At 53.0% G+C, this 24263-nt stretch carries 23 protein-coding genes and 1 pseudogene; 16 read left to right on the forward strand and 8 right to left on the reverse strand.

Features of this window, described 5'->3' with window-relative positions; translation table 11 throughout:
* The first annotated feature begins 66 nt into the window (after positions 1 to 66).
* The 7 genes from mreC to fucR all read left to right on the forward strand — a co-directional run bounded on the left by mreC (position 67) and on the right by fucR (position 9791).
* Positions 67 to 1080, forward strand: coding sequence for a rod shape-determining protein MreC (mreC, locus tag VH187_RS07065; protein WP_329700765.1), 1014 nt, complete (start codon positions 67 to 69; stop codon positions 1078 to 1080).
* The gene (gene mreD / locus VH187_RS07070; protein ID WP_329700766.1) at positions 1080 to 1568 is read left to right on the forward strand and encodes a rod shape-determining protein MreD; all 489 of its coding nucleotides are present in this window, start codon (positions 1080 to 1082) and stop codon (positions 1566 to 1568) included. The genes mreC and mreD overlap by 1 nt, the downstream gene beginning before the upstream one ends.
* Before the next feature lie 8 nt (positions 1569 to 1576).
* The gene (locus tag VH187_RS07075) at positions 1577 to 2170 is read left to right on the forward strand and encodes a Maf family protein (RefSeq protein WP_329700767.1); all 594 of its coding nucleotides are present in this window, start codon (positions 1577 to 1579) and stop codon (positions 2168 to 2170) included.
* A complete protein-coding gene (gene rng, locus VH187_RS07080; protein WP_329700768.1) occupies positions 2160 to 3629 on the forward strand; it encodes a ribonuclease G in 1470 nt (489 codons plus the stop codon). The genes VH187_RS07075 and rng overlap by 11 nt, the downstream gene beginning before the upstream one ends.
* Positions 3630 to 3656: 27 nt before the next feature.
* Positions 3657 to 7454 carry an AsmA2 domain-containing protein YhdP gene (gene yhdP, locus VH187_RS07085; RefSeq protein ID WP_329700769.1) on the forward strand — a complete coding sequence of 1266 codons (3798 nt, stop codon included), beginning with the start codon at positions 3657 to 3659 and terminating at the stop codon, positions 7452 to 7454.
* Between the two features lie 86 nt (positions 7455 to 7540).
* On the forward strand, positions 7541 to 8986 hold the full coding sequence (tldD, locus tag VH187_RS07090; protein ID WP_329700770.1) for a metalloprotease TldD: 1446 nt from the start codon (positions 7541 to 7543) through the stop codon (positions 8984 to 8986).
* A gap of 85 nt (positions 8987 to 9071) precedes the next feature.
* On the forward strand, positions 9072 to 9791 hold the full coding sequence (gene fucR / locus VH187_RS07095; RefSeq protein WP_329700771.1) for an L-fucose operon activator: 720 nt from the start codon (positions 9072 to 9074) through the stop codon (positions 9789 to 9791).
* Here fucR and aaeR read toward each other — a convergent pair.
* Positions 9788 to 10714 carry an HTH-type transcriptional activator AaeR gene (gene aaeR / locus VH187_RS07100; protein WP_329700772.1) on the reverse strand — a complete coding sequence of 309 codons (927 nt, stop codon included), beginning with the start codon at positions 10712 to 10714 and terminating at the stop codon, positions 9788 to 9790. The genes fucR and aaeR overlap by 4 nt on opposite strands.
* Positions 10715 to 10844: 130 nt before the next feature.
* On the opposite strand from aaeR, the gene aaeX reads away from it, so the two are divergent.
* The 5 genes from aaeX to VH187_RS07125 all read left to right on the forward strand — a co-directional run bounded on the left by aaeX (position 10845) and on the right by VH187_RS07125 (position 15842).
* Entirely contained in the window at positions 10845 to 11048 is a 204-nt protein-coding gene (gene aaeX, locus VH187_RS07105; protein ID WP_258965227.1) for a p-hydroxybenzoic acid efflux pump operon protein AaeX, read from the forward strand.
* A 7-nt stretch (positions 11049 to 11055) separates the two neighbouring features.
* A complete protein-coding gene (aaeA, locus tag VH187_RS07110; protein WP_329700773.1) occupies positions 11056 to 11988 on the forward strand; it encodes a p-hydroxybenzoic acid efflux pump subunit AaeA in 933 nt (310 codons plus the stop codon).
* A 5-nt stretch (positions 11989 to 11993) separates the two neighbouring features.
* A complete protein-coding gene (aaeB, locus tag VH187_RS07115; RefSeq protein ID WP_329700774.1) occupies positions 11994 to 13961 on the forward strand; it encodes a p-hydroxybenzoic acid efflux pump subunit AaeB in 1968 nt (655 codons plus the stop codon).
* 95 nt (positions 13962 to 14056) lie between these two features.
* Positions 14057 to 15511 (forward strand): NAD-dependent succinate-semialdehyde dehydrogenase, encoded by a 1455-nt coding sequence (locus tag VH187_RS07120; protein WP_329700775.1) that lies wholly within the window; start codon positions 14057 to 14059, stop codon positions 15509 to 15511.
* Positions 15512 to 15566: 55 nt separating this feature from the next.
* Positions 15567 to 15842, forward strand: a complete 276-nt coding sequence (locus VH187_RS07125; protein ID WP_329700776.1) for a barstar family protein — start codon at positions 15567 to 15569, stop codon at positions 15840 to 15842.
* A gap of 50 nt (positions 15843 to 15892) precedes the next feature.
* Here VH187_RS07125 and yhcN-B read toward each other — a convergent pair whose 3' ends face one another.
* From yhcN-B to VH187_RS07145, 4 genes and pseudogenes are all read right to left on the reverse strand, one after another.
* A complete protein-coding gene (gene yhcN-B, locus VH187_RS07130) occupies positions 15893 to 16159 on the reverse strand; it encodes a DUF1471 family stress response protein YhcN-B (RefSeq protein WP_329700777.1) in 267 nt (88 codons plus the stop codon).
* A gap of 112 nt (positions 16160 to 16271) precedes the next feature.
* On the reverse strand, positions 16272 to 16535 hold the full coding sequence (gene yhcN, locus VH187_RS07135; RefSeq protein ID WP_329700778.1) for a peroxide/acid stress response protein YhcN: 264 nt from the start codon (positions 16533 to 16535) through the stop codon (positions 16272 to 16274).
* Between the two features lie 377 nt (positions 16536 to 16912).
* Positions 16913 to 17383 (reverse strand): transcriptional regulator ArgR, encoded by a 471-nt coding sequence (gene argR, locus VH187_RS07140; RefSeq protein WP_329700779.1) that lies wholly within the window; start codon positions 17381 to 17383, stop codon positions 16913 to 16915.
* Positions 17340 to 17533, reverse strand: a pseudogene (locus VH187_RS07145) (hypothetical protein). Before VH187_RS07145 ends, argR begins: the two are co-directional and overlap by 44 nt.
* 265 nt (positions 17534 to 17798) lie before the next feature.
* On the opposite strand from VH187_RS07145, the gene mdh reads away from it, so the two are divergent.
* Positions 17799 to 18734, forward strand: coding sequence for a malate dehydrogenase (gene mdh / locus VH187_RS07150; protein WP_329700780.1), 936 nt, complete (start codon positions 17799 to 17801; stop codon positions 18732 to 18734).
* Between the two features lie 55 nt (positions 18735 to 18789).
* Here the strand turns inward: mdh and degS are convergent, their stop codons facing one another.
* From degS to zapG, 3 genes are all read right to left on the reverse strand, one after another.
* Positions 18790 to 19848, reverse strand: a complete 1059-nt coding sequence (degS, locus tag VH187_RS07155; protein WP_329700781.1) for an outer membrane-stress sensor serine endopeptidase DegS — start codon at positions 19846 to 19848, stop codon at positions 18790 to 18792.
* Positions 19849 to 19937: 89 nt separating this feature from the next.
* The gene (degQ, locus tag VH187_RS07160; RefSeq protein ID WP_329700782.1) at positions 19938 to 21311 is read right to left on the reverse strand and encodes a serine endoprotease DegQ; all 1374 of its coding nucleotides are present in this window, start codon (positions 21309 to 21311) and stop codon (positions 19938 to 19940) included.
* A 162-nt stretch (positions 21312 to 21473) separates the two neighbouring features.
* Positions 21474 to 21872 (reverse strand): Z-ring associated protein ZapG, encoded by a 399-nt coding sequence (zapG, locus tag VH187_RS07165; protein ID WP_329700783.1) that lies wholly within the window; start codon positions 21870 to 21872, stop codon positions 21474 to 21476.
* 190 nt (positions 21873 to 22062) lie between these two features.
* Here zapG and zapE point away from each other — a divergent pair, with 190 nt between their 5' ends.
* The 3 genes from zapE (at position 22063) to rpsI (ending at position 24243) form a co-directional block, all read left to right on the forward strand.
* A complete protein-coding gene (zapE, locus tag VH187_RS07170; protein ID WP_329700784.1) occupies positions 22063 to 23187 on the forward strand; it encodes a cell division protein ZapE in 1125 nt (374 codons plus the stop codon).
* Positions 23188 to 23406: 219 nt separating this feature from the next.
* Complete coding sequence (gene rplM, locus VH187_RS07175; protein WP_095283609.1) at positions 23407 to 23835, forward strand: 50S ribosomal protein L13; 429 nt, start codon at positions 23407 to 23409, stop codon at positions 23833 to 23835.
* Positions 23836 to 23850: 15 nt separating this feature from the next.
* Entirely contained in the window at positions 23851 to 24243 is a 393-nt protein-coding gene (gene rpsI / locus VH187_RS07180) for a 30S ribosomal protein S9 (RefSeq protein WP_064543072.1), read from the forward strand.
* The last annotated feature ends 20 nt before the right edge of the window (positions 24244 to 24263 follow it).

Genomic DNA, 24263 nt, shown 5'->3' on the forward strand with positions numbered 1-24263 from the left:
GCCAGAAGTCTGGGGTAGCGTTGTTGCTGCCCCTTGATTTCCCTGACACGAGAATACGCATAGCCTATGAAGCCCATTTTTAGCCGTGGCCCGTCGCTACAGATTCGCCTTATCCTGGCGGTGCTGGTGGCGCTTGGCATCATTATTGCCGACAGTCGCCTGGGTACGTTCAGTCAGATTCGAACGTACATGGATACTGCTGTTAGTCCTTTCTATTTTGTTTCCAACGGTCCTCGTGAACTGCTCGATGGTATTTCGCAGACTCTGGCTTCCCGCGATCAGCTTGAGCTGGAAAACCGTGCCCTGCGTCAGGAACTGCTGTTAAAAAACAGCGATTTGCTGATGATGGGTCAGTACAAGCAGGAAAATGCTCGTCTGCGTGAATTGTTAGGTTCGCCGCTGCGTCAGGATGAGCAGAAGATGGTGACCCAGGTTATCTCCACCGTAAACGATCCGTATAGCGATCAGGTCGTTATCGACAAAGGTAGCGTCAATGGCGTCTACGAAGGTCAGCCTGTTATCAGCGATAAAGGCGTTGTCGGTCAGGTGGTTGCGGTCGCAAAACTGACCAGCCGCGTGTTACTGATTTGCGATGCGACTCATGCGCTGCCGATTCAGGTGCTGCGCAACGATATCCGCGTGATTGCGGCCGGTAACGGTTGTACTGACGATTTGCAGCTCGAACATTTGCCTGCTAACACCGATATTCGTGTGGGTGACGTGCTGGTGACGTCCGGCCTCGGCGGCCGATTCCCTGAAGGGTATCCTGTAGCCGTGGTTTCTTCCGTCAAGCTGGATACGCAGCGTGCGTATACGGTGATTCAGGCGCGCCCAACGGCGGGTCTGCAACGTCTGCGTTATTTGCTGTTGCTGTGGGGGGCCGATCGTAACGGTGCAAACCCAATGACGCCGGAAGAAGTGCATCGTGTCGCCAATGAACGCCTGATGCAGATGATGCCGCAGGTGCTTCCTGCTGCTAATACGATGGGGCCTCCGGCTCCCGTGCCACCGCCTGCAACCGGGATCACTCAGCCCGCACCTGCGGCTGCAACGCCCGTGCCTTCGTCAGGAGGGCAGTAGTGGCGAGCTACCGAAGTCAGGGGCGTTGGGTTATCTGGCTCTCGTTTCTGATAGCCCTTCTGCTGCAAGTTATGCCCTGGCCGGACGATCTGTTGGTGTACCGGCCTAATTGGGTTCTGCTGATCCTGCTCTACTGGATCCTCGCTCTGCCGCACCGAGTCAATGTTGGTACAGGTTTCATTATGGGTGCCATACTGGATCTGATCAGCGGTTCTACGCTCGGTGTTCGCGCGCTATCTCTCAGTATTATTGCCTATCTGGTGGCGCTGAAATATCAGCTGTTCCGCAACCTGGCATTATGGCAACAGGCGCTGGTGGTGATGCTCTTGTCATTAGCCGTGGATATCGTTGTTTTCTGGTCAGAATTTTTAGTGATCAACGTCTCTTTCCGGCCTGAAGTGTTCTGGAGTAGCGTGGTTAACGGTGTACTCTGGCCCTGGTTGTTCCTGCTGATGCGCCGAGTGCGTCAGCAATTCGCTGTACAATAAAGGTTTCTATGACAATGCTTTATCTTGCTTCCGGCTCCCCGCGTCGTCAGGAGCTGTTAACTCAGTTGGGTGTCAGCTTCGAACGTTTGGTGCCAGGAATCGAAGAGCAGCGTCAACCGCACGAAGGCGCACAGCACTATGTTGCACGCCTGGCGCGTGAGAAAGCTCAGGCAGGCGTTGCGCTTGCCGCACGCGACTTACCTGTGTTGGGCGCCGATACCATCGTCGTGCTGAACGGCGAAGTGCTGGAGAAACCGCAGAACGCGGAACATGCTGCCGCTATGCTGCGTCAGCTCTCAGGGCAAACGCATCAGGTGATGACCGCGGTTGCGTTAGCGGACAGCCAACAGACTATCGACTGCCTGGTGACAACTGAAGTGACATTCAGACTGCTGTCAGACGACGAGATCACCGGTTATGTCGCCAGCGGCGAACCGATGGATAAAGCAGGTGCTTACGGTATTCAGGGGCTGGGTGGCTGTTTTGTCAGGAAGATAAATGGCAGCTATCACGCCGTAGTCGGCTTACCACTGGTGGAAACGTATGAGTTGCTGAGCAATTTCAACTCACTGCGTGATAAAAGAGATAAACATGACGGCTGAATTATTAGTGAACGTAACGCCATCGGAAACCCGTGTGGCGTATATCGATGGCGGTATTCTTCAGGAAATTCATATTGAGCGTGAAGCGCGACGCGGGATCGTAGGCAATATCTACAAAGGTCGTGTCAGCCGTGTCCTTCCTGGGATGCAGGCGGCATTTGTAGATATTGGCCTGGATAAGGCCGCGTTTCTTCACGCTTCTGACATCATGCCCCACACCGAATGCGTGGCCGGGGAAGAACAGAAGCAGTTCACCGTGCGCGATATTTCCGAGCTGGTACGCCAGGGCCAGGATTTGATGGTTCAGGTGGTCAAAGACCCACTCGGCACCAAAGGCGCGCGTCTGACCACCGACATCACCTTGCCTTCCCGTTATCTCGTATTCATGCCGGGCGCTTCACACGTTGGCGTATCCCAACGTATCGAAAGCGAGGCCGAGCGCGATCGTCTGAAAAACGTGGTCACGGAATACTGCGACGAACAGGGTGGATTCATCATCCGTACTGCTGCAGAAGGCGTGTGTGAAGAGGATTTGTCTTCTGATGCCGCTTATCTGAAACGCGTGTGGACTAAAGTGATGGAGCGTAAAAAACGCCCTCAAACGCGCTATCAGATGTACGGCGAGTTAGCGTTAGCCCAGCGTGTATTGCGTGATTTCGCTGATGCACAGCTCGATAAAATCCGCGTGGATTCGCGTCTGACGTTCGAAGCGTTGATGGAATTTACCGCCGAATACATGCCGGAGATGACCAATAAGCTGGAGCACTACAGCGGTCGTCAGCCTATTTTCGATCTCTTTGATGTCGAAAATGAAATCCAGCGCGCGCTGGAACGCAAGGTAGAGTTGAAGTCCGGCGGTTATCTGGTTATTGATCAAACCGAAGCGATGACCACCGTCGACATCAACACCGGGGCTTTTGTTGGGCACCGCAACCTTGACGACACCATATTCAATACTAACATCGAAGCAACACAGGCGATTGCGCGTCAACTGCGTCTGCGTAACCTCGGTGGCATCATCATTATCGACTTTATCGATATGAGTAACGAAGACCACCGCCGTCGGGTGCTGCATTCGCTGGAGCAGGCCTTGAACAAAGACCGTGTGAAAACCAGTATCAACGGTTTCTCGCAGTTGGGTCTGGTGGAAATGACCCGCAAACGCACGCGCGAAAGCGTTGAGCACGTGTTATGTCATCAATGCCCAACCTGTCACGGTCGCGGTACGGTGAAGACAGTCGAAACGGTATGCTACGAAATCATGCGTGAAATTGTGCGTGTTCATCACGCTTACGATTCCGACCGTTTCCTGGTTTACGCTTCGGCGGCTGTCGCTGAAACGCTGAAAGGCGAAGAGTCTCATGCGCTGGCGGAAGTGGAAATCTTCGTTGGCAAGCAGGTAAAAGTCCAGATTGAACCGCTCTATAATCAGGAGCAATTCGACGTGGTAATGATGTAGTTTGCTGGCAGTTACAAGGAGAGATGCGTGAGGCGTTTGCCTGGAATCCTACTGATCACGGTGGCAACGTTGGTTGTTATCGTCGCGCTGCTGGTCAGTGGCTTGCGTCTCGTCTTGCCACAGCTGGACAAATGGCGTCCGCAACTACTTGAGCGAATTGCCGAGTCGACCGGGCATCCCGTTGAAGCTTCACAGCTCAAGGCGAGTTGGCAGAATTTTGGCCCAACGCTGGAAGTCCGGGATATCAAAGCCGGGATGAAAAATGGCGGACAGATGTCCGTCAAACGCGTCACTCTGGCGCTCGATGTTTGGCAAAGCCTCCTGCATTTCCGCTGGCAGTTCCGCGAACTGACGTTCTGGCAGCTGCAAATTCGCACCAACACCCCTTTACAGCACAACGACAGCAGCGGTCAGCTGAAAACCGATCGCATCGGCGATCTGTTCCTGCGTCAGTTCGATCAATTTACCCTTCGCGATAGCCATCTTAGTTTCCTGACCCTTTCCGGCCAGCGCGCTGAACTTGCTATTCCTCAACTGACCTGGATGAACGGTAAAAATCGCCATCGGGCAGAGGGCGAACTGAGCCTGTCGAGTCTTACGGGCCAGCATGGATTAATGAAAGTCCGTATGGATCTGCGTGATGAGAATGGTCTGCTGAATGAAGGCCGGCTATGGGTGCAAGCCGATGATATCGACGTGAAACCGTGGTTAGGGCGTTGGATGGAAGACAACATCGCGCTGACGTCGGCACGTTTTAGCCTTGAAGGCTGGATTGACCTGGACAAAGGGGATATTTCCAGCGGCGATGTTTGGCTGAAGAAAGGTGGTGCTAGCTGGAAAGGCGATAAACAACCTCATGACCTTTCGGTTGATAATCTGACGGCGCACATCACGCGTGAAAATACAGGGTGGTCATTCCATATTCCTGATACGCGTATTGCGATAGACGGCAAACGCTGGCCGCAGGGCGCGCTGGCGATGGCGTGGATCCCAAATCAGGAAGTAGGCGGAAAAGATAATCAGCGCAGTGATGAACTGCGTATTCGCGCCAGTAATCTCGAACTGAGCGGGCTTTCAGGCTTGTTGCCGATTGCCGAGAAACTCTCGCCGTCGCTGGGGGAAATCTGGGAAACAACCCAACCCGCCGGGCAGATTGATGCGCTGGCGCTGGATATTCCTTTGCAAGCCACCGAGAAAACCCGTTTCCAGGCAGCCTGGAGCAACCTCGGTTGGAAACAATGGAAGTTGTTGCCAGGTGCGGAACATTTTTCCGGTCGGGCAGAAGGCAGCGTGGAAAATGGTTCCGTGAATGTCAGCATGCAAAACGCCAAAATGCCTTACGAGACGGTGTTCCGTGCGCCGCTTGAAGTCGCCAAAGGCGTGGCGAATTTGTCATGGGTGAAAAATGACAAAGGCTTCATGTTAGATGGGCGTGATATCGATGTGCAGGCGAAGGCCCTCCATGCGCATGGCGGGTTCCGCTGGCTTCAGCCAAAGGATGATGAGCCATGGCTGGGCATTCTCGCCGGGATCAGCACCGATGACGGTGGCCAGGCGTGGCGTTATTTCCCGGAAAATCTGATGGGCAAAGCGCTGGTCGATTACCTCAGCTCGGCGATTAAAGGCGGCCAGGCCGATAACGCCACGCTGGTGTACGGCGGTAATCCGCATCTGTTCCCCTATAAACACAATGAAGGGCAGTTCCAGGTGTGGGTGCCGTTGCACAACGCGACTTTCGCCTTTCAGCCGGACTGGCCTGCGCTCAACAATCTCAATATTGACCTCAACTTCCTCAATGACGGCCTGTTTATGCAGGCTGACAAAGTGGCGTTGGGCGGCGTAACCGCACACAATCTCAACGCGGCAATCCCTGACTACTCGAAAGATAAGCTGATTATTGATTCGCAGATTACCGGGCCGGGTAAAGCCGTCGGACCGTATTTTAAAGAATCCCCACTGAAAGATTCATTAGGTGCGACGCTTGATGAACTCCAGCTCGATGGCGATGTGAATGCTCGCTTACATTTGGATATTCCACTCAATGGCAAACAAGTGTTGGCGAAAGGCGAAGTGCGTCTCAATAACAACAGCCTGTTTATCAAGCCTCTTAACAGCACGCTGGAAAACCTCAGCGGTGGATTTAGCTTCGAAAATGGTGATCTGAAAAGTGGGCCGATGACCGCTCGCTGGTTTAATCAGCCACTGAACGTTGATTTCTCCACCACCGAAGGGCAAAAGGCTTATCAGGTGGCGGTCAATATGGACGCCAACTGGCAGCCGAATCGAACCGGGATGCTGCCAAAGCAAATCAACGAAGCGATCAGCGGCAGCATACCCTGGCAGGGCAAAGTGGCGATTGAACTACCGTATAAAGGCAGCGCCAGCTACAAGGTCGATATCGCGGGTGACCTGAAGAATGTGAGCAGTCGCTTACCGGCTCCGGTCGACAAAAAAGCCGGTGAACCTCTGCCGGTGAAATTCAACGTTGAAGGCGGTCTCAACCGCTTTGATTTAACCGGCAGCGTGGGCGCGAAAGACCATCTCAACAGCCGCTGGTTGCTGAATAAAAAACTCAAGCTCGACCGTGCGATTTGGGCATCAGACAGCCGCAGCGTACCGCCATTGCCGGATGCGCCCGGCATAGAGCTGAATTTACCGCGAATGGATGGCGCACAATGGCTGGCACTGTTCCGCCAGGGTGCTGCTGATAGCGTCGGTAGCGCCGCCGAATTCCCTCAGCGTATTACCCTCAGAACCCCGGCGTTAACCATGGGCGGTCAGCGCTGGAACAACTTGAGTATTGTGTCTCAGCCGATGGCAAACGGCACCAGCATTGAAGCGCAAGGTCGTGAAATTAACGGCACATTGACGCTGCGTAATAATGCGCCGTGGCTGGCTTCCATCCGCTATCTCTACTACAACCCTTCGACTCACAATACCACCGGGCAGCCGGTGGGTAGTGGGCTGATGAGCAATAATCGTATCGATTTCCAGAGCTGGCCGGATATGCAGTTACGCTGTGCAGAATGCTGGTTATGGGGGCAGAAATATGGCCGCGTCGACGGGGATTTCTCCATCAAAGGCAATACTTTATCGCTGGCGAACGGTCTGCTGGACACCGGGTTTGCGCGTTTGACAGTGGATGGCGAATGGGTGAATACGCCAGGTAACGAGCGCACATCGTTGAAAGGCAAACTGCGCGGCAAAAAACTGGATTCTGCGGTTAATTTCTTCGGCATTTCAACGCCAATCCGCGATTCCTCTTTCGATTTAGACTACGACCTGCACTGGCGTGACGAGCCCTGGACGCCAGACGTTGCCTCGCTGAACGGTATCCTGAAAGCGCATTTGGGCAAAGGTGAATTTACCGATATCAGCACAGGTCATGCGGGTCAGTTGCTGCGACTGCTGAGTGTCGATGCCTTGCTGCGCAAGCTGCGCTTCGATTTTAGCGACACGTTCAGCGAAGGGTTCTATTTCGATTCCATTCGCAGCACCGCGTGGATCAAAGACGGTACGTTACACACCGACGATACGCTGGTCGATGGCCTTGAAGCGGATATCGCAATGAAAGGCTCGGTTAATCTGGTGCGCCGTGAACTGAATATGGAAGCGGTCGTGGCACCTGAGATCTCCGCGACCGTCGGTGTCGCCACTGCGTTTGCTATCAACCCGATTGTGGGAGCCGCCGTGTTTGCCGCCAGTAAAGTGCTGGGGCCACTGTGGAGCAAAGTATCGATTCTGCGTTACCACATCAGCGGACCTATCGATCAGCCTCAAATCAATGAAGTGCTGCGCCAGGCGCGCGGCGATAAAAAGCAATGATTTGACGGACGTTACAATTTACCTCACTCTCAATAGAGACAACTGAATTTCCGCGACCTTTGCGGCAACCAACGAGTAGCAAAACGATGAGTCTGAATCTGGTAAGTGAACATTTGCTGTCGGCGAACGGCCTGAGTCATCAGGACCTGTTTACCATACTTGGCCAACTTGCCGAGCGTCGCCTCGACTACGGCGATCTCTATTTCCAGTCGAGCTATCACGAGTCCTGGGTGTTAGAAGACAGCATCATCAAAGACGGATCGTACAATATCGATCAGGGCGTCGGCGTCCGTGCCGTGAGCGGTGAGAAAACCGGCTTCGCCTATGCCGATCAGATTAGCCTGCTGGCGCTGGAAAACAGTGCGCAGGCTGCCCGCACTATCGTTCGCGATACTGGCGATGGCAAAGTCCATGCACTCGGTGCAAAAGAGTATTCTCCGCTGTACACCAGTCTCGACCCGCTGCAAAGCATGAGTCGTGAAGAGAAACTCGATATTCTGCGTCGCGTCGATAAAGCCGCACGCGCAGCAGACAAACGCGTACAGGAAGTGACGGCGAGCCTGACCGGTGTTTATGAACTGATTCTGGTCGCGGCGACAGACGGTACGTTGGCGGCAGACGTACGCCCGCTGGTGCGCCTGTCGGTCAGTGTGCTGGTAGAAGAGGACGGCAAACGCGAACGCGGATCCAGCGGCGGCGGCGGTCGTTTCGGCTATGACTATTTCCTCGGTGACGTGGACGGCGAAGTGCGTGCCGACGCGTGGGCGAGGGAAGCCGTGCGAATGGCGATGATCAACCTCAACGCCATAGCAGCGCCTGCAGGCACTATGCCCGTGGTACTTGGCGCAGGCTGGCCGGGCGTACTGCTTCACGAAGCGGTGGGTCACGGTCTGGAAGGCGACTTTAACCGTCGTGGCACTTCGGTGTTCAGCGGTCAGATGGGCCAGTTAGTGGCATCCGAGCTCTGCACCGTTGTCGATGACGGCACCATGTCTGATCGTCGCGGTTCTGTGTCTATCGACGATGAAGGCACGCCGGGCCAATACAACGTGTTGATCGAAAAGGGTGTGCTGAAAGGCTACATGCAGGACAAACTCAATGCGCGTCTGATGGGTGTGAAGCCAACCGGTAACGGTCGCCGTGAATCCTACGCACACTTGCCGATGCCGCGTATGACCAATACTTATATGCTTGATGGTAAATCCACGCCGCAGGAAATCATCGAATCGGTTGATTACGGTATTTATGCGCCTAACTTTGGTGGCGGCCAGGTGGATATCACCTCCGGTAAATTTGTGTTCTCGACGTCAGAAGCGTATCTGATCGAGAAAGGCAAAGTGACCAAAGCGGTGAAAGGTGCCACGCTGATCGGTTCGGGCATTGAAGCCATGCAGCAGATCTCGATGGTCGGTAATGATCTGAAACTGGATAACGGCGTCGGTGTCTGTGGCAAAGAAGGGCAGAGCCTGCCGGTCGGTGTCGGTCAGCCAACGCTGAAAGTCGACAGCCTGACGGTTGGCGGTACGGCATAATATCCGGATGCCCGGTAAACGCAGTATTACCGGGCATTCTCCACCAACACATTGATTTTCCTTGTTTGCTTAACGGAAACAGCAGATGAAGATCGCCCGTCATCAGCGTATTGCTGCGCTTCTCACCCAATCCCAAAGTTTGACCACCGATCAACTGGCTCTCCTCCTGGGCGTCAGCAAAGAAACCGTGCGTCGCGATCTCAGCGAACTGCAACAGCAAGGCAAAATTCAGCGTAGCCACGGGCGAGCGCGTGCGATTCGTCGTGATAATCAGGGTAACGAAGCGCCTTTCCACGCTCGGTTGAAAAGCCATTATGCCCACAAATCTGACATTGCCCGGCACGCGCTGGCATGGATAGACGAAGGAATGACGATTGCGTTGGATGCGAGTTCTACCTGCTGGTTTTTGGCGCGTCAGCTGCCGGACATTCCGATAACCGTTTTCACCAATAGCCATCCCGTGTGCATGGAGTTGGGTAAGCGTGAGCATATTCGACTGATAAGCTCCGGTGGAGAACTGCAGCGCCAGTACGGTTATTACGTTAACCCGGCGCTGGTGTCCCAACTGAAAATGCTGGAAATAGATCTGTTTATTTTTTCCTGCGAGGGCGTCGATCGCAACGGTGTGATGTGGGATCCGAGCGGCCACAACGCCAGCTATAAATCGCTGTTGCTCAAGCGGGCGTCGCAGTCGCTGTTGCTGATGGATAAAAGCAAATTCAATCGTTCAAGCGAAGTGCGTATCGGCCCCATCAGTGACGTGACGCATCTCATTTCTGATGTTGAACCCGAAGCAATCCTTTAGGGTTTCCCGCGCCCGGTCATGCCCTGAAAACGCATAGCCACATCGCCAAAATAGTCGGTGAGGTAGTTGAGACAGACCTGCACTTTCAGCGGCAGTTTGTCTTTTTCGGTATAAACGGCATACACCGGACGCGGATCGGACTGATAACGCGGCAGTAAGATCTCAAGCTCACCACGGTTGATTTCGTTGATCACCCACATCAGTGGCACAAAGGCGATCCCGGCCCCGGCGGTCAGCCAGCGGTTTAGCGTCATCGCATCGTTGGTGACGAAGCGCCCCTGCGGGATCAGTTTGGTCGACAGACCTTCCGGGGCAATCAGTTCAAATTCATTGTGTGGACGAATGCTGTATTCCAGCCAGGAATGATTGGCAAGATCGGCGGGTTTCTCTGGCGTACCAGCCTGTTGCAGATAGCTTTTTGCCGCGCACAATACCATCGGCATCGATCCGAGGCGACGGGAAAAAAGCCCCGAATCTTGCAGCGCGCCAACGCGGATAACCAGATCCAAACCGTCAGCAATTAAATCTGGAGCCGGAATACCCGTCACCAGATTCACCGATAATTCAGGGTGTACTTTGAGCATTTCCGCGGTGATCTTTGCGAGCACATTTTGTGCCATGGTTGAAGAACACCCCACCCGCAACGTACCGATTGGCGTATTGTTAAAAGCATAAAGCTGTTCGTGTACGTCCTGCACTTCGTACAACATTCGTCGACAGCCCTGATAATAAATCTTGCCGGCTTCGGTCAATCCGATGCTCCGGGTACTGCGGTTCAGGAGCTTAACCTGCAGTTCATCTTCAAGTTTAGAAACGGTTTGGCTGATCGAAGAGACGCTCATTTCAAGTTGTCTCGCGGCTGCCGTAAAGGAGCCAAACTCGACGACTTTGGCGAACACTGACATACGTTTTAGTCGTTCCATTGTTCACTCTGAGTTAAAAGTGATTTAGATCACACAATATAGATCAGGCCACGACAGTTACGCTAATATATTGTTAGCTGAATAATAAAAGCATCACTGCTCTCACCTGCATTTCTACATCAAGGTCAACATGAGTCTGTTTCCCGTCATCGTGATTTTCGGTCTCTCGTTTCCGCCGATCTTCGTCGAACTGCTATTGTCGCTCGCCATTTTTTGGCTACTGCGTCGGATGCTGGTCCCTACCGGAATCTATGATTTTGTCTGGCATCCAGCGCTGTTTAATACTGCGCTATATTGCTGTTTGTTCTATTTGATATCGCGTCTGTTCGTTTGAGGTCGTTGTGAAAACACTAACAAGAAAAATTTCCCGAACTGCCATCACGCTGATTCTGGTGGTGTTAGCCTTTATCGCTATTTTCCATGCGTGGGTGTATTACACCGAATCACCGTGGACCCGTGATGCGCGCTTTAGCGCGGATGTCGTCGCGATAGCGCCAGACGTGGCAGGGCTTATCACTGAGGTGAATGTCAAAGACAATCAGCTGGTGCGTAAAAACCAGGTGCTGTTCACCATCGATCAGCCGCGCTACCAGAAAGCACTTGAAGAAGCCGAAGCTGACGTTGCTTATTATCAGGTGCTGGCCGCGGAAAAACGCCGTGAAGCAGGACGCCGCAACCAGTTGGGGACGATGGCGATGTCCCGTGAAGAAATTGAGCAGGCCAACAACATTCTACAGACCGTGGAGCACCAGTTAGCGAAAGCGCAGGCGACCCGCGATCTGGCACGACTTGATTTGGAGCGTACCGTGATCCGCGCCCCGGCCGATGGCTGGGTGACAAACCTTAACGTTTATACCGGTGAATTTATCACGCGCGGCTCAACGGCCGTGGCACTGGTGAAAAAAGAGAGTTTCTACGTCATCGCTTATATGGAAGAAACCAAGCTTGAGGGCGTGCGTCCGGGCTATCGTGCGGAAATTACCCCGCTTGGCAGCACCAAAGTTATCCGAGGCACTGTCGACAGCATCGCGGCAGGCGTGACTAACGCCAGCAGCAGCAGTGATGCAAAAGGCATGGCGACCATTGATTCCAATCTGGAGTGGGTGCGTTTAGCGCAGCGCGTGCCGGTGCGTATTCGTCTCGACGCGCAGCAGGACAACCTGTGGCCTGCTGGTACGACTGCGACGGTGATCATCACCGGGGCGAAAGACAGAGACACGCAGAACGCGTCTTTCTTCCAGAAGTTAGGTATGCGTCTGCGTGAGTTCGGTTAATCGCGATGGGCATTTTTTCTATTGCGGATCAGCACCTGCGGTTTGCGGTCAAACTGGCCTGCGCGATTGTGCTGGCGCTTTTTGTCGGCTTTCACTTTGAACTGGAAACGCCACGCTGGGCGGTTCTGACCGCAGCGATTGTCGCGGCAGGTCCTGCGTTTGCTGCTGGTGGCGAGCCTTACTCTGGGGCCATCCGTTATCGCGGGATGCTGCGTATTGTCGGGACGTTTATCGGCTGTATCGCGGCGTTAGTGATGATTATCGTCATGATCCGCGCACCGTTGCTGATGGTCATGGTGTGCTGTCTGTGGGCCGGTTTTTGCACCTGGATTTCTTCCCTGGTTAAAGTGGAGAACTCCTATGCCTGGGGGCTTTCCGGTTATACCGCACTGATCATTATCATCACCGTTCAGAACGCACCGTTGCTTTCCCCGCAGTTCGCGGTTGAGCGTTGCAGCGAGATAGTGATTGGTATTGTCTGCGCGATTGTCGCGGATCTGCTGTTCTCGCCACGTTCTATCAAACAGGAAATCGATCGCGAGCTGGATGCGTTACTGGTCGCACAGTATCGGTTGATGCAACTTTGTATCCGCCACGGCGACAGTGAAGAAGTGGATAACGCCTGGAGCGCGCTGGTACGTCAGACTCAGGCTCTGGAAGGGATGCGCAGCAATCTGCACATGGAGTCTTCCCGCTGGGCGCGTGCGAATCGTCGCCTGAAAGCACTGAATACGCTGTCACTGACGTTAATTACCCAGGCCTGTGAAACCTACCTGATTCAAAATACCCGTCCGGATCTCATCACTCCCGAATGGCGCGAGATGTTCGACGAGCCTGCTGAAACCGTGCAGGACGTCCATAAACAGTTAAAACGCATGCGCCGTATTCTTTCGTGGACCGGTGAACACGACACGCCGATTACGTTGTATAGCTGGGTGGGTGCTGCCAGCCGCTTCCAGTTACTTAAACGCGGTGTGGCAGGCAACGCAAAAGTCAGCGTTCGTGAAGAGGAAATCTTGCAAGGCGAAGTGGTGGTCAAAGTGGAATCGGCGGAACGCCATCACGCGATGGTGAATTTCTGGCGTACCACGATTGCCTGTGCGCTTGGCACACTGTTTTGGTTGTGGACCGGCTGGACATCCGGCAGCGGGGCGATGGTGATGATTGCTGTTGTCACTTCGCTTGCGATGCGTTTGCCCAACCCGAAAATGGCAGCCATCGACTTTTTGTACGGGACGATAGCCGCATTGCCGGTGGGGGCGTTTTACTTCCTGGTCGTGCTCCCTTCGACTCAGCAAAGTATGTTGCTGCTCTGTATTAGTCTCGCGGTGCTGGCGTTCTTTATTGGGATTGAAGTGCAGAAACGGCGGATTGGCTCGCTTGGGACCTTGGCCTCGACCATTAACATCCTGGTGCTGGATAACCCGATGACTTTCCATTTCAGCCAGTTCCTCGATAGCGCACTCGGTCAGTTAGTGGGCTGTTTCCTCGCGCTGATGGTGATTTTGTTAGTGCGCGATAATTCACAGGCCCGTACCGGACGCGTGTTGCTGAACCAGTTTGTCTCCGCGGCGGTATCATCGCTTACGACTAATACTGCACGGCGCAATGAGAACCATCTGCCTGCGCTGTATCAACAGCTTTTTTTGCTGTTAAACAAATTCCCCGGCGATATCGCGAAATTCCGTCTGGCGCTGACGCTGATTATTGCGCATCAGCGTTTGCGTGATGCGCCAGTGCCCGTCAACGACGATCTTTCTGCGTTCCATCGCCAACTCCGACGCACCGCCGATAAACTGATTTCAGCCAGCAGTGATGATAAACGTCACCGCTATTTTGGGCGTTTACTGGAAGAGTTGGATGTTTATCAGGAAAAATTGGTTATCTGGCAAGCCTCCCCACAGGTCACCGAGCCGGTGAAACGGCTGGTGGGCATGTTACGGAAATACCAGCATGCGCTAACTGTGAGTTAATTCGTCATCGTCCTAAACCGAACCGACGCCAAAAGCGTCGGTTTTTTTATGGCTATACTTAACTGTTATCACAGGACAACACTGTCGGAGGAAACATGACAATGCAGGCTCTCCAGGATAACGAACTCTTTCAGACTGGTTTTCTGGTTAATGGCGAATGGAAAACGCTCGATACCACGTTCGATGTGGTAAACCCGGCGACCGGGGAAACGATCGCCAAAGTGGCGAAGGCCGGGAAACAGGAAACCGAAGCCGCTATCGCGGCGGCAAGTAAAGCCTTCCCACTGTGGCGGGCGAAAACGGCCAAAGAGCGCTCGGAAATACTGTATCGCTGGTATCAGCTGATTATCGAAAACAAAACCTGGCTCGGCAAGCTGATGACCACCGAGCAGGGCAAGCCGCTGAAAGAAGCGGAAGGTGAAGTCGAATACGCCGCGAGCTTTATTCAGTGGTTCGCCGAGCAAGGCAAGCGTGCCAACGGCGAAATCATTCCACCGGCAAAACCCGGTTCCCGTATTCTCGCGACCCGCGAACCTATTGGTGTGGTGGCTGCAATCACACCGTGGAATTTCCCGATGGCAATGCTCACCCGTAAACTCGGTCCGGCTTTGGCGGCGGGTTGTACGGGGGTGATTAAGCCGGCAAACAACACACCGCTCAGCGCATTTGCCCTGCTGCAATTGGCAAAAAAAGCGGGCGTGCCTGATGGCGTGCTGAACGCCGTTGCCGGTAACACGCAGGAAATAAGCGATGCGATAATGGCGAGCCATGACGTGCGCAAAATATCCTTCACCGGTTCTACCGCTGTCGGTAAAACGCTGGTACGCAACGCTGCGGAAACCATGAAAAAAGTGTCGATGGAATTGGGCGGGAACGCCCCGTATATCGTGTTTGACGATGCGGATATCGACGCGGCGGTAAAAGGGGCGATTGCTAATAAATTCCGCAACGCCGGGCAGGTGTGTGTCAGCGTGAATCGCTTCTATATTCATGAAAAGGTGTATGACGATTTCACCCGCAAACTGACCGATGCAGTCAACGCACTCAAAGTCGGTAACGGCATGGATGAAGGCGTTGTGGTTGGCCCATTGATTGAGCCTGCGGCGGTGAAAAAAGTGCGTGAACACGTGGAAGATGCCGTCGCGAAAGGGGCCAACATTTTGGCAGGCGGTAAGCCGCATGCCCTCGGCGGTAATTTCTGGCTGCCGACCGTTTTGGGCGATTGCAGCGACAACATGCAACTTGCGCAGGAAGAAACGTTCGGCCCGGTGGCGGCCTGCTTCCGTTTCACCAGTGAAGAGGAAGTCATCCAACGCGCGAACAATACGCCGTTTGGTTTGGCTGCCTACTTCTATACTCAAAATTTACAGCGCGTGTTCCGGGTTTCTCAGGCGCTGGAAAGCGGCATGATTGGCATTAACGAGTGTGCCGTTTCGACAGAGCTGGGACCGTTTGGCGGTGTAAAAGAGTCTGGGCTGGGCCGTGAAGGCTCCGTGTTGGGACTGGATGAGTTTCTGGAAGTGAAAACCCTGCATCTGGGGGGATTATAAGCGGCGTTCGGGGCGGCATTCATTGTCGCCCGCTCGCAAGAGAGGCGGGGCATGCATGAAAATCTACACCTTCGATTTTGATGAGATAGAGACTCAGAACGATTTCTATCGTGAGTTCACCCGCACTTTCGCGCTCAGCGGCACGTCAGTCCGCGATCTGGATTCTCTCTGGGAGGTGGTGACCGGCACTCAACTTCCGTTGCCGCTGGAGATAGAGTTTGTCCATCTGGAAGAGAGGCAGCGTCGGCGTTACGGCGCATTGATTCTGTTGTTTGATGAAGCGGAAGAAGAACTGGAAGGGATGTTGCGGTTCAATGTGCGGTATCAATAAAAAAGCCCCCGGCAAGCCAGGGGCAAGTCGTCAGTTAAGACGACGAGGGTTTATTTGTACAGCTCAGCAGTGGCATGCCAGGTATCGCCACTACGTGCTTCAATGATGCGGTAGCTGCTGGCGCCTTCTTTCTCAGCTTTTGCTGCCAGTTCATGACGCATATCCATTGGGGCGCTACCTACCTGAGAAACGGAAACGGTACCCATAGACTGCAGATTTTGTGCCTGCTCTGCACTGACCTGGTGAACGGCTGCGCCTGCGCTAAAGGAAAGAACCGATGCCAGACCCAGTGTTGCGATAATCATTGCGCTTTTCATAATCTTTACTCCTCAATTCATTGACTACGCGGCCAGAAGGTTTGAACTGCTTTTTTTATGCCTGGTGCCGCGATGTTAAATTCTGTTTAGTGACTGACTACGTTCGAAAAACTTATTTGTACAGTTCAGCCGTTGCGTGCCAATGGTCGCCGCTACGTGCTTCAATGACGCGATAAGAGGAAGCCCCTTGTTCCTGCGCTTTCTGGTTCAGCATTTCGTGCATGTCCATTGGGGAAGAACCTACCGCACCCACGGAAACGGTGCCGATGGCTTCGCGATTCGCTGCCTGATCTGTGTTGATTGAATCAGCGGCGAAAGCGCCAAAAGAAAGAACAGAAAGGATGGTCAACGCGCTCACAGTTGTTTTGATTTTCATGATTTCTACCTCGTCGAATTTTTTATCAGGGTCCTGTTTCGTGACCCTCATCACAAAATCAAGTATACACTAATCACTGGAAAAATTAATACCAGACTAATGGTTTCATGTGTAATTAAGTGTCAAAAACCGTCATTTTAATAACGTAAAAGCATTAAAAATGTCAGTCAGAGCGTAGGTTGAGTATTTATTTTTAATAAAATCATGACGATATGAGAAATTGATATTTTGTGCGATTTTGCTAATAACATTCACTGGATGATTACAAAAAGGCAGTGAAACGCACTTAATGTTAAATAAAAGGGAGTTTTATGTAGCGACGTGAGTCGTATACGGAAGAGAAGGCGCTCTCCGGCCAGGCGCCGGAGAGAAGGGGATTAAAGCTCTTGCTCGAACAGGACCAGAATAGCTTCGTAGAGATCTTTAACGGTAAATCCACGCGCAGGCGTCGTGAAGATAGTGTCATCCCCGGCGATGCTGCCCAGAATCCCTTCCGCTTTACCCAAAGAGTCGAGAAGACGCGCAATGAGCTGTGCCGCACCAGGGCTTGTGTGAATGACCACAACTGCATCGTTATAGTCGATATCAAGTACCAGATTTTTGAGCGGACTGGATGTAGTCGGAACACCCAGTTCTGCTGGCAAGCAGTAGACCATCTCCATTTTGGCGTTGCGCGTACGGACCGCACCAAACTTGGTGAGCATACGGGAGACTTTGGACTGATTGATGTTTTCGAAGCCCCCCTCCTGCAATGCCTGAACTATCTCTCCTTGAGAGCTAAATTTTTCTTCTTTTAACAGCGATTTAAACGCTTTGACTAACTCTTCTTGTTTCGCAGAGCTTCGCATAAGTGACCTGTATCATGGCGGAAGAAACAACATTATTATGCATATAGATGAATTTTTATGCAAATGATCTGCCGTGAATAAGGCTGAAATAATGTTATGAAAGGGAACGATTTTATCAAAAAACGTTATCAAGAAACACGCTTTCGTCACGAGTCGAAAATAACGACAAAAGTAAATCAATTGTTATAAAAATGGTGTTGTTTTGGCACTGTTGCCGGGTGTATTGTAACCAGCAATCGACCGTTTACACCGTCGCGGAGGCCATTCACAGGCGATAAAGTGAGCGGTAGCTCTGCAATGCTGCGGGCAGTGCCGCATTCTTCAGTCACGCTTGTTGTTATTGTTTTTCTTGTGAATTAAGGTTGCCCGCAATGGAGTTACGGTAGATAAAACTAACCATAATAAGGAGTTTAGGATGAAAGTCGCAGTCCTCGGCGCAGCTGGCGGTATCGGTCAGGCGCTTGCCCTACTACTCAAGACCCAACTGCCTTCAGGCTCAGAACTCTCCCTGTATGATATCGCTCCGGTCACCCCGGGCGTGGCAGTCGATCTCAGTCACATCCCGACCGCGGTGAAAATCAAAGGTTTCTCCGGTGAAGACGCAACCCCAGCACTGGAAGGTGCTGATGTGGTGCTGATTTCCGCAGGCGTCGCACGTAAGCCAGGCATGGATCGCTCCGATCTGTTTAACGTCAACGCAGGTATCGTCAAAAATCTGGTGCAGCAGGTCGCGAAAACTTGTCCGAAAGCCTGCATCGGGATCATCACTAACCCGGTCAATACCACGGTGGCCATCGCCGCAGAAGTGCTGAAAAAAGCCGGTGTGTATGACAAAAACAAACTGTTTGGCGTCACCACGCTGGACATCATCCGCTCCAACACCTTTGTGGCGGAACTGAAAGGCAAACAACCAACTGACATCGAAGTGCCAGTGATTGGCGGCCACTCAGGTGTGACCATTCTGCCACTGTTGTCACAGATCCCTGGTGTCAGTTTCACCGAGCAGGAAGTCGCAGACCTGACTAAACGTATTCAGAACGCCGGGACCGAAGTGGTGGAAGCCAAAGCCGGTGGCGGTTCTGCAACGCTCTCTATGGGTCAGGCGGCAGCGCGTTTTGGCTTGTCTCTGGTGCGTGCTCTGCAAGGTGAGAAAGGCGTAGTGGAATGTGCCTATGTCGAAGGCGACGGCGAGCATGCGCGTTTCTTCTCACAGCCACTGCTGCTGGGTAAAAACGGTGTTGAAGAGCGTCAGTCAATCGGCAAACTGAGCGCTTACGAGCAGCAGTCGCTGGAAGGCATGCTGGATACGCTGAAGAAAGATATCGTGCTGGGCGAAGAGTTCGTGAAATAAACTCAGCGTCAGAAAGCAAAACCGGAGCCTCTGTGCTCCGGTTTTTTTATGTCTATCAGTTGGTGGCGGGGTATTCTTGAATAGTCACTTTCAGCGAAAGCTTTTTATCATCACGCATGACGACCACCGGAATGTCTGAGCCTGGACGAATTTCCGCCACCTGGTCCATAGTTTCCAGCGCGGAAACCGCAGGTTTGTCGTTTACCGACACAATCACATCATTCACCTGAATGCCTGCCTGAGCCGCTGGGCCACCAGACGCAACCTCATTCACCACAATGCCCTGAATCTGATCCATCGCGCCGCCCTGCGTATGCAGAGGCGCAATTTCGCGACCGCTAATGCCGATATAGCCACGGATCACCCGACCATCTCGGATCAGCTTATCCATAATTTTGGTCGCCAACTGGAAAGGAATAGCAAAGCCAATGCCTTCCGGCGTTTCGCCATCATTACTTTTATCAAAGGAAAGGGTGTTAATCCCCATCAGCTCACCGAGGGAATTCACCAGCGCGCCGCCGGAGTTGCCGTGGTTAATGGAGGCATCTGTTTGTAGGAAATTCTGACGACCTGATGGATTCAGACCGATACGGCCTGTGGCGCTGATAATCCCCTGGGTAATTGTCTGCCCAAGGTTATAGGGGTTACCGATAGCCAACACCACATCGCCAATATGCGGCGTGCGTTTACGGTTGATAGGAATAACGGGCAGGCCACCGCTAGCGTTGATTTTCAGTACCGCGAGGTCAGTGAGCGTATCGGACCCAACCAACAGCGCTTCGAAGACGCGGCCATCCTGTAACGCAACGATGATTTGATCCGCATCGTTGATCACATGCTTGTTGGTAACGATGTAGCCGCGCTCGTCCATGATGACCCCGGAGCCCAGCGTCAGCATGTTACGGCTGGTGTTATTCAGGGCTCGGTTATAGACGTTGACGACGGCGGGTGCGGCACGTTTGACGGCCTGATTATAGCTGACAGGGGACTCATCAGTGCTGTCATAAGTCGCTGATGAAATAGGGCTAAATTGCCGCAATGACGGCAGAACGGCCAGCAAAATGCCACCGACGATACATCCGATTGCGACTGAACGTAAGAGCTTTACAAGCATGATGCGATTATCACAGGTAAGGAAACGGGTGAAGCATATCACGAGTTATGCGGACATCACACGCAGGCGATGTCCGCCTTCAATTTCGTTTAACGCAACAGAATATAGATGCTCTCATTTGCGCGCATGACGTTGAGCGCGATAATGGCGGGTTTGGTTTCTAACACCTTGCGCATCTCGGCGATGGATTGCACGCGCTGACGGTTGATGCCGATGATTACATCACCTTTATGCAAACCGACCTGCGCCGCCGTGCTGCCTTTTTCGACGTCATCCAGCACGATGCCTTTCGTGCCGTCTTTCATCTGACCGTCGCTCAGCGCAGCGCCCTGTAAGGCTGGCGTGATAAGCTCCGCACTGGCGGTGGAAGAGGTGCTTTTATCCAGCGTCACTTCGACGCTAAGCGGCTTCCCGTCGCGCAGCAGACCCAGCTTCACTTTCGTGCCAGGTTCCGTCGTCGCGATTCTTGAGCGCAGTTCCGAGAAGCTGGTGAGCGGTTTGTCATTCAGACTCACAATCACATCGCCCGCTTTGATGCCCGCTTTCGCCGAGCCAGAATTTGGCAGCACTTCGCTGATAAACGCCCCGCGTTGGATATTCAGATTAAACGCTTTAGCGATATCAGCCGTCATCTCCATGCCTTTGATACCCAGCAAGCCACGCTTAATCTCACCAAACTGAATCAGCTGTTTGGCAAGCGTAATCGCCATGTTGCTCGGAATGGCAAAGCCAATCCCAATGCTGCCACCGCTCGGTGCGAGGATCGCGGTGTTAATCCCGATCAGTTCACCGTTGAGGTTCAACAGTGCACCGCCTGAGTTGCCACGGTTGATGGAGGCGTCGGTCTGGATAAAGTTTTCCAGCCCTTCAAGGTTTAAACCGCTACGTCCGAGCGCCGAAATAATGCCGGAAGTGGCGGTTTGCCCAAGCCCAAATGGGTTACCGACTGCAACAGCGAAATCCCCGACGCGCAGTTTGTCGGAATCGGCGACGGCGATCTGGGTCAGGTGATCGGGTTTCTGTATTTGCAGCAGGGCGATATCGCTCTGGTCGTCACTGCCGACCAGTTTGGCGTCAAACTCACGACCATCGTTGAGTTGCACGCTGATTTTCTGCGCCTGGCTGACAACGTGATTGTTGGTGAGCACGTATCCTTTCGTGGCGTCGATTATCACGCCAGAACCCAGCCCTTCAAACGGCTGAGGCTGTTCATTTGGCGCATCATCGCCAAAATATTTCTTTAGTTCTTCCGGAACCTGTCCGCGCTGATCGGGTGAGGAAGTGCCCTCGACCTGAACGCTTACTACAGCAGGCAACACTTTTTCCAGCATCGGTGCGAGGCTCGGCAACTGACCTTGACCCGGTATTGCGGCAGGCAGAGAGGCAGACACAGGCGCCGCGACGCCAAGAGATAACCCAACACTTAACGCTAACGCACTTAATAATAAGGTTTGTTTCTTCATTGATGCTGGCTCTCATGACCTGAGGAATGTGAGAAAAGTATGCCCATAAACAGTCCGATGTTATTGAATTTTCGAACGTCTAACAATGAGGTGATGATTAAATAATAGCTGGGTCAGGCAGGAAGTGACGGGCGCAGTGGCTGCGCCCGTAAAAAAGAGGGATTAATCGCGCTTAGCTGCGCCGCGCAGCAGGCCAGATGCGCCATCAGAATAATCGCGTGGCATTTGCACTGGGGCTTGATCGTTGCTGGCTTCGGATTCAGCCAGGCGATTGCGGAACGGATTCTCTTCAGCACTCATTTCCGGCAGCAGGCTGCTGGAGCTTTTCGCCATGTGTTGATACAGCTGACGATAATCATGAGCCATATTGTCGAGCAACTCCGCGCTCTGGGCAAAATGACTGACCAGTTCTTCACGATAATCGTCCAATTCGGCTTTGTTTTTTTCCAGTTGGTACTGCAAAGCCTGCTGTTGACGTAATTTGCGGTTACCAAATCGCATAGCGACGGCGCCAATGATGAGACCGACGACTAAACCAATTAGCGCATATTCCCAGGTCATGAACTTCTCCCGTTGTTTTGTGGTTCCGTTAGGGTGGCAATAAGGCTCCTCGCCTGCGCCCGATATTGCCACTATAACCGCTATTTCCTTAGAAGTGGAATCCTGCCGTGTCATCGCGTACTGTAGAACGGCCTTTTTTTCGATAACCGTGAACTGCTGCACGTCGATTTTCAGGAAATAACAATAACTTATGCAAAGCATGACCCCCACATCGCGATATCTCCAGGCCCTTAATGAGGGCACGCACCAGCCCGATAATGTTCAGCGTGAGGCCGTTTCCCGGCTGGATACCATCTATCAGGAACTCGTTAACCATCCGACGACAACACCCGCCAGCGGCGGCTTGCGAGCAAAGTTTGGCAAGCTGTTAGGCAAACGTGAACCGACAGCTTGCGCACCGGCACGTGGCTTATATATGTGGGGTGGCGTAGGGCGAGGAAAAACCTGGCTGATGGACATGTTCTATCAAAGCCTGCCGGGCGAACGTAAGCAGCGCCTGCATTTCCATCGATTTATGCTGCGTGTGCATGAGGAGCTGACGGCGTTACAGGGCCAAAGCGATCCGCTGGAAATCGTCGCTGACCGCTTTAAATCAGAAACAGACGTCTTGTGTTTCGACGAGTTTTTTGTCTCGGATATTACCGATGCCATGCTGCTCGGCGGCCTGATGAAAGCGCTGTTTGCTCGCGGGATCACCCTGGTGGCCACGTCCAATATTCCACCCGACGATTTATACCGTAACGGCTTGCAGCGCGCGCGTTTCCTTCCGGCGATCGACGCGATTAAAGAGCACTGCGATATCATGAACGTCGATGCCGGTATCGATTATCGCCTACGCACGCTAACTCAGGCGCATCTGTGGCTGTCGCCGCTCAATGGTGTTACGCATCAGCAGATGGATAAACTGTGGCTGGCGTTAGCCGGTACGAAGCGCGAACACGCCCCCGTGCTGGAGATCAATCATCGCCCGCTACCGACGCTGGGTGCCGAAAATCAGACGCTTGCGGTTACTTTCGCCACGCTGTGCGTGGATGCCCGCAGCCAGCATGACTACATTGCGCTTTCTCGCTTGTTCCACACGGTGATGCTGTTTGATGTTCCTGTCATGACGGCGTTGATGGAAAGCGAAGCGCGACGCTTCATTGCGCTGGTGGATGAATTCTATGAGCGCCATGTGAAGCTGGTGGTCAGCGCAGAAGTGGCACTGTACGACATCTATAAAGGTGAGCGTCTGAAATTCGAGTTCCAGCGCTGTCTTTCCCGTTTGCAAGAGATGCAAAGCGAAGAGTATTTGAAACGTGCGCACATGCCATGAAAAACACTCGCCAAATCACATTTAGGGGTCGATCTTTGACCTCGACTTCTCTATAATCTTGCGACCCCACGTTACGAGAAGGTTTTTTTCCCAAAACTTTCTATGTGCTGGCATAGGCTATTCGAAGGGGTAGGTTTGCCGGACTTTGTCGTGTGAGCCTCAACTTTTAAACGTTTGGGTGTTCACCAACGTGTAACTTATTATTTGGGTAAGCTTTTAATGAAAACTTTTACAGCTAAACCAGAAACCGTACAGCGCGACTGGTATGTTGTTGACGCGACCGGTAAAACTCTGGGTCGTCTGGCTTCCGAACTGGCACGTCGCCTGCGCGGTAAGCACAAAGCGGAATACACCCCGCACGTAGACACTGGTGATTACATCATCGTTCTGAACGCAGAAAAAGTTGCTGTAACCGGCAACAAGCGTGAAGACAAGGTGTACTACCACCACACCGGCCACATCGGCGGTATTAAACAAGCGACCTTTGAAGAGATGATTGCCCGCCGTCCTGAGCGTGTGATTGAAATCGCGGTTAAAGGCATGCTGCCAAAAGGCCCGCTGGGTCGTGCTATGTACCGTAAACTGAAAGTTTACGCAGGTAACGAGCACAACCACGCGGCACAGCAACCGCAAGTTCTTGACATCTAATCGGGATTATAGGCAATGGCTGAAAATCAATACTACGGCACTGGTCGCCGCAAAAGTTCCGCAGCTCGCGTGTTTATCAAACCGGGCAGCGGCAAAATCGTAATCAACCAACGTTCTCTGGAACAGTACTTCGGTCGTGAAACTGCCCGCATGGTAGTTCGTCAGCCGCTTGAACTGGTTGATATGGTTGAGAAATTCGATCTGTACATCACTGTTAAAGGTGGTGGTACTTCTGGTCAGGCTGGTGCGATCCGTCACGGTATCACCCGCGCTCTGATGGAGTACGACGAGTCCCTGCGTGGCGAACTGCGTAAAGCTGGCTTCGTTACTCGTGATGCTCGCGAAGTTGAACGTAAGAAAGTCGGCCTGCGTAAAGCACGTCGTCGTCCTCAGTTCTCCAAACGTTAATTGGTTTCTGCTTACGCAGA

Origin of the sequence: Scandinavium sp. (assembly GCF_036271055.1) — a bacterium.
GTDB lineage: Bacteria > Pseudomonadota > Gammaproteobacteria > Enterobacterales > Enterobacteriaceae > Scandinavium.

Excerpts from the sequence above, each read along its gene's own strand:
- mreC (WP_329700765.1), top strand. The coding sequence starts at position 67 with ATGAAGCCCATTTTTAGCCGTGGCCCGTCGCTACAGATTCGCCTTATC.
- VH187_RS07075 (WP_329700767.1), top strand. The coding sequence starts at position 1,577 with ATGACAATGCTTTATCTTGCTTCCGGCTCCCCGCGTCGTCAGGAGCTG.
- rng (WP_329700768.1), top strand. The coding sequence starts at position 2,160 with ATGACGGCTGAATTATTAGTGAACGTAACGCCATCGGAAACCCGTGTG.
- tldD (WP_329700770.1), top strand. The coding sequence starts at position 7,541 with ATGAGTCTGAATCTGGTAAGTGAACATTTGCTGTCGGCGAACGGCCTG.
- fucR (WP_329700771.1), top strand. The coding sequence starts at position 9,072 with ATGAAGATCGCCCGTCATCAGCGTATTGCTGCGCTTCTCACCCAATCC.
- aaeR (WP_329700772.1), bottom strand. The coding sequence starts at position 10,714 with ATGGAACGACTAAAACGTATGTCAGTGTTCGCCAAAGTCGTCGAGTTT.
- aaeX (WP_258965227.1), top strand. The coding sequence starts at position 10,845 with ATGAGTCTGTTTCCCGTCATCGTGATTTTCGGTCTCTCGTTTCCGCCG.
- aaeB (WP_329700774.1), top strand. The coding sequence starts at position 11,994 with ATGGGCATTTTTTCTATTGCGGATCAGCACCTGCGGTTTGCGGTCAAA.
- VH187_RS07120 (WP_329700775.1), top strand. The coding sequence starts at position 14,057 with ATGACAATGCAGGCTCTCCAGGATAACGAACTCTTTCAGACTGGTTTT.
- VH187_RS07125 (WP_329700776.1), top strand. The coding sequence starts at position 15,567 with ATGAAAATCTACACCTTCGATTTTGATGAGATAGAGACTCAGAACGAT.
- yhcN-B (WP_329700777.1), bottom strand. The coding sequence starts at position 16,159 with ATGAAAAGCGCAATGATTATCGCAACACTGGGTCTGGCATCGGTTCTT.
- yhcN (WP_329700778.1), bottom strand. The coding sequence starts at position 16,535 with ATGAAAATCAAAACAACTGTGAGCGCGTTGACCATCCTTTCTGTTCTT.
- argR (WP_329700779.1), bottom strand. The coding sequence starts at position 17,383 with ATGCGAAGCTCTGCGAAACAAGAAGAGTTAGTCAAAGCGTTTAAATCG.
- mdh (WP_329700780.1), top strand. The coding sequence starts at position 17,799 with ATGAAAGTCGCAGTCCTCGGCGCAGCTGGCGGTATCGGTCAGGCGCTT.
- degS (WP_329700781.1), bottom strand. The coding sequence starts at position 19,848 with ATGCTTGTAAAGCTCTTACGTTCAGTCGCAATCGGATGTATCGTCGGT.
- degQ (WP_329700782.1), bottom strand. The coding sequence starts at position 21,311 with ATGAAGAAACAAACCTTATTATTAAGTGCGTTAGCGTTAAGTGTTGGG.
- zapG (WP_329700783.1), bottom strand. The coding sequence starts at position 21,872 with ATGACCTGGGAATATGCGCTAATTGGTTTAGTCGTCGGTCTCATCATT.
- zapE (WP_329700784.1), top strand. The coding sequence starts at position 22,063 with ATGCAAAGCATGACCCCCACATCGCGATATCTCCAGGCCCTTAATGAG.
- rplM (WP_095283609.1), top strand. The coding sequence starts at position 23,407 with ATGAAAACTTTTACAGCTAAACCAGAAACCGTACAGCGCGACTGGTAT.
- rpsI (WP_064543072.1), top strand. The coding sequence starts at position 23,851 with ATGGCTGAAAATCAATACTACGGCACTGGTCGCCGCAAAAGTTCCGCA.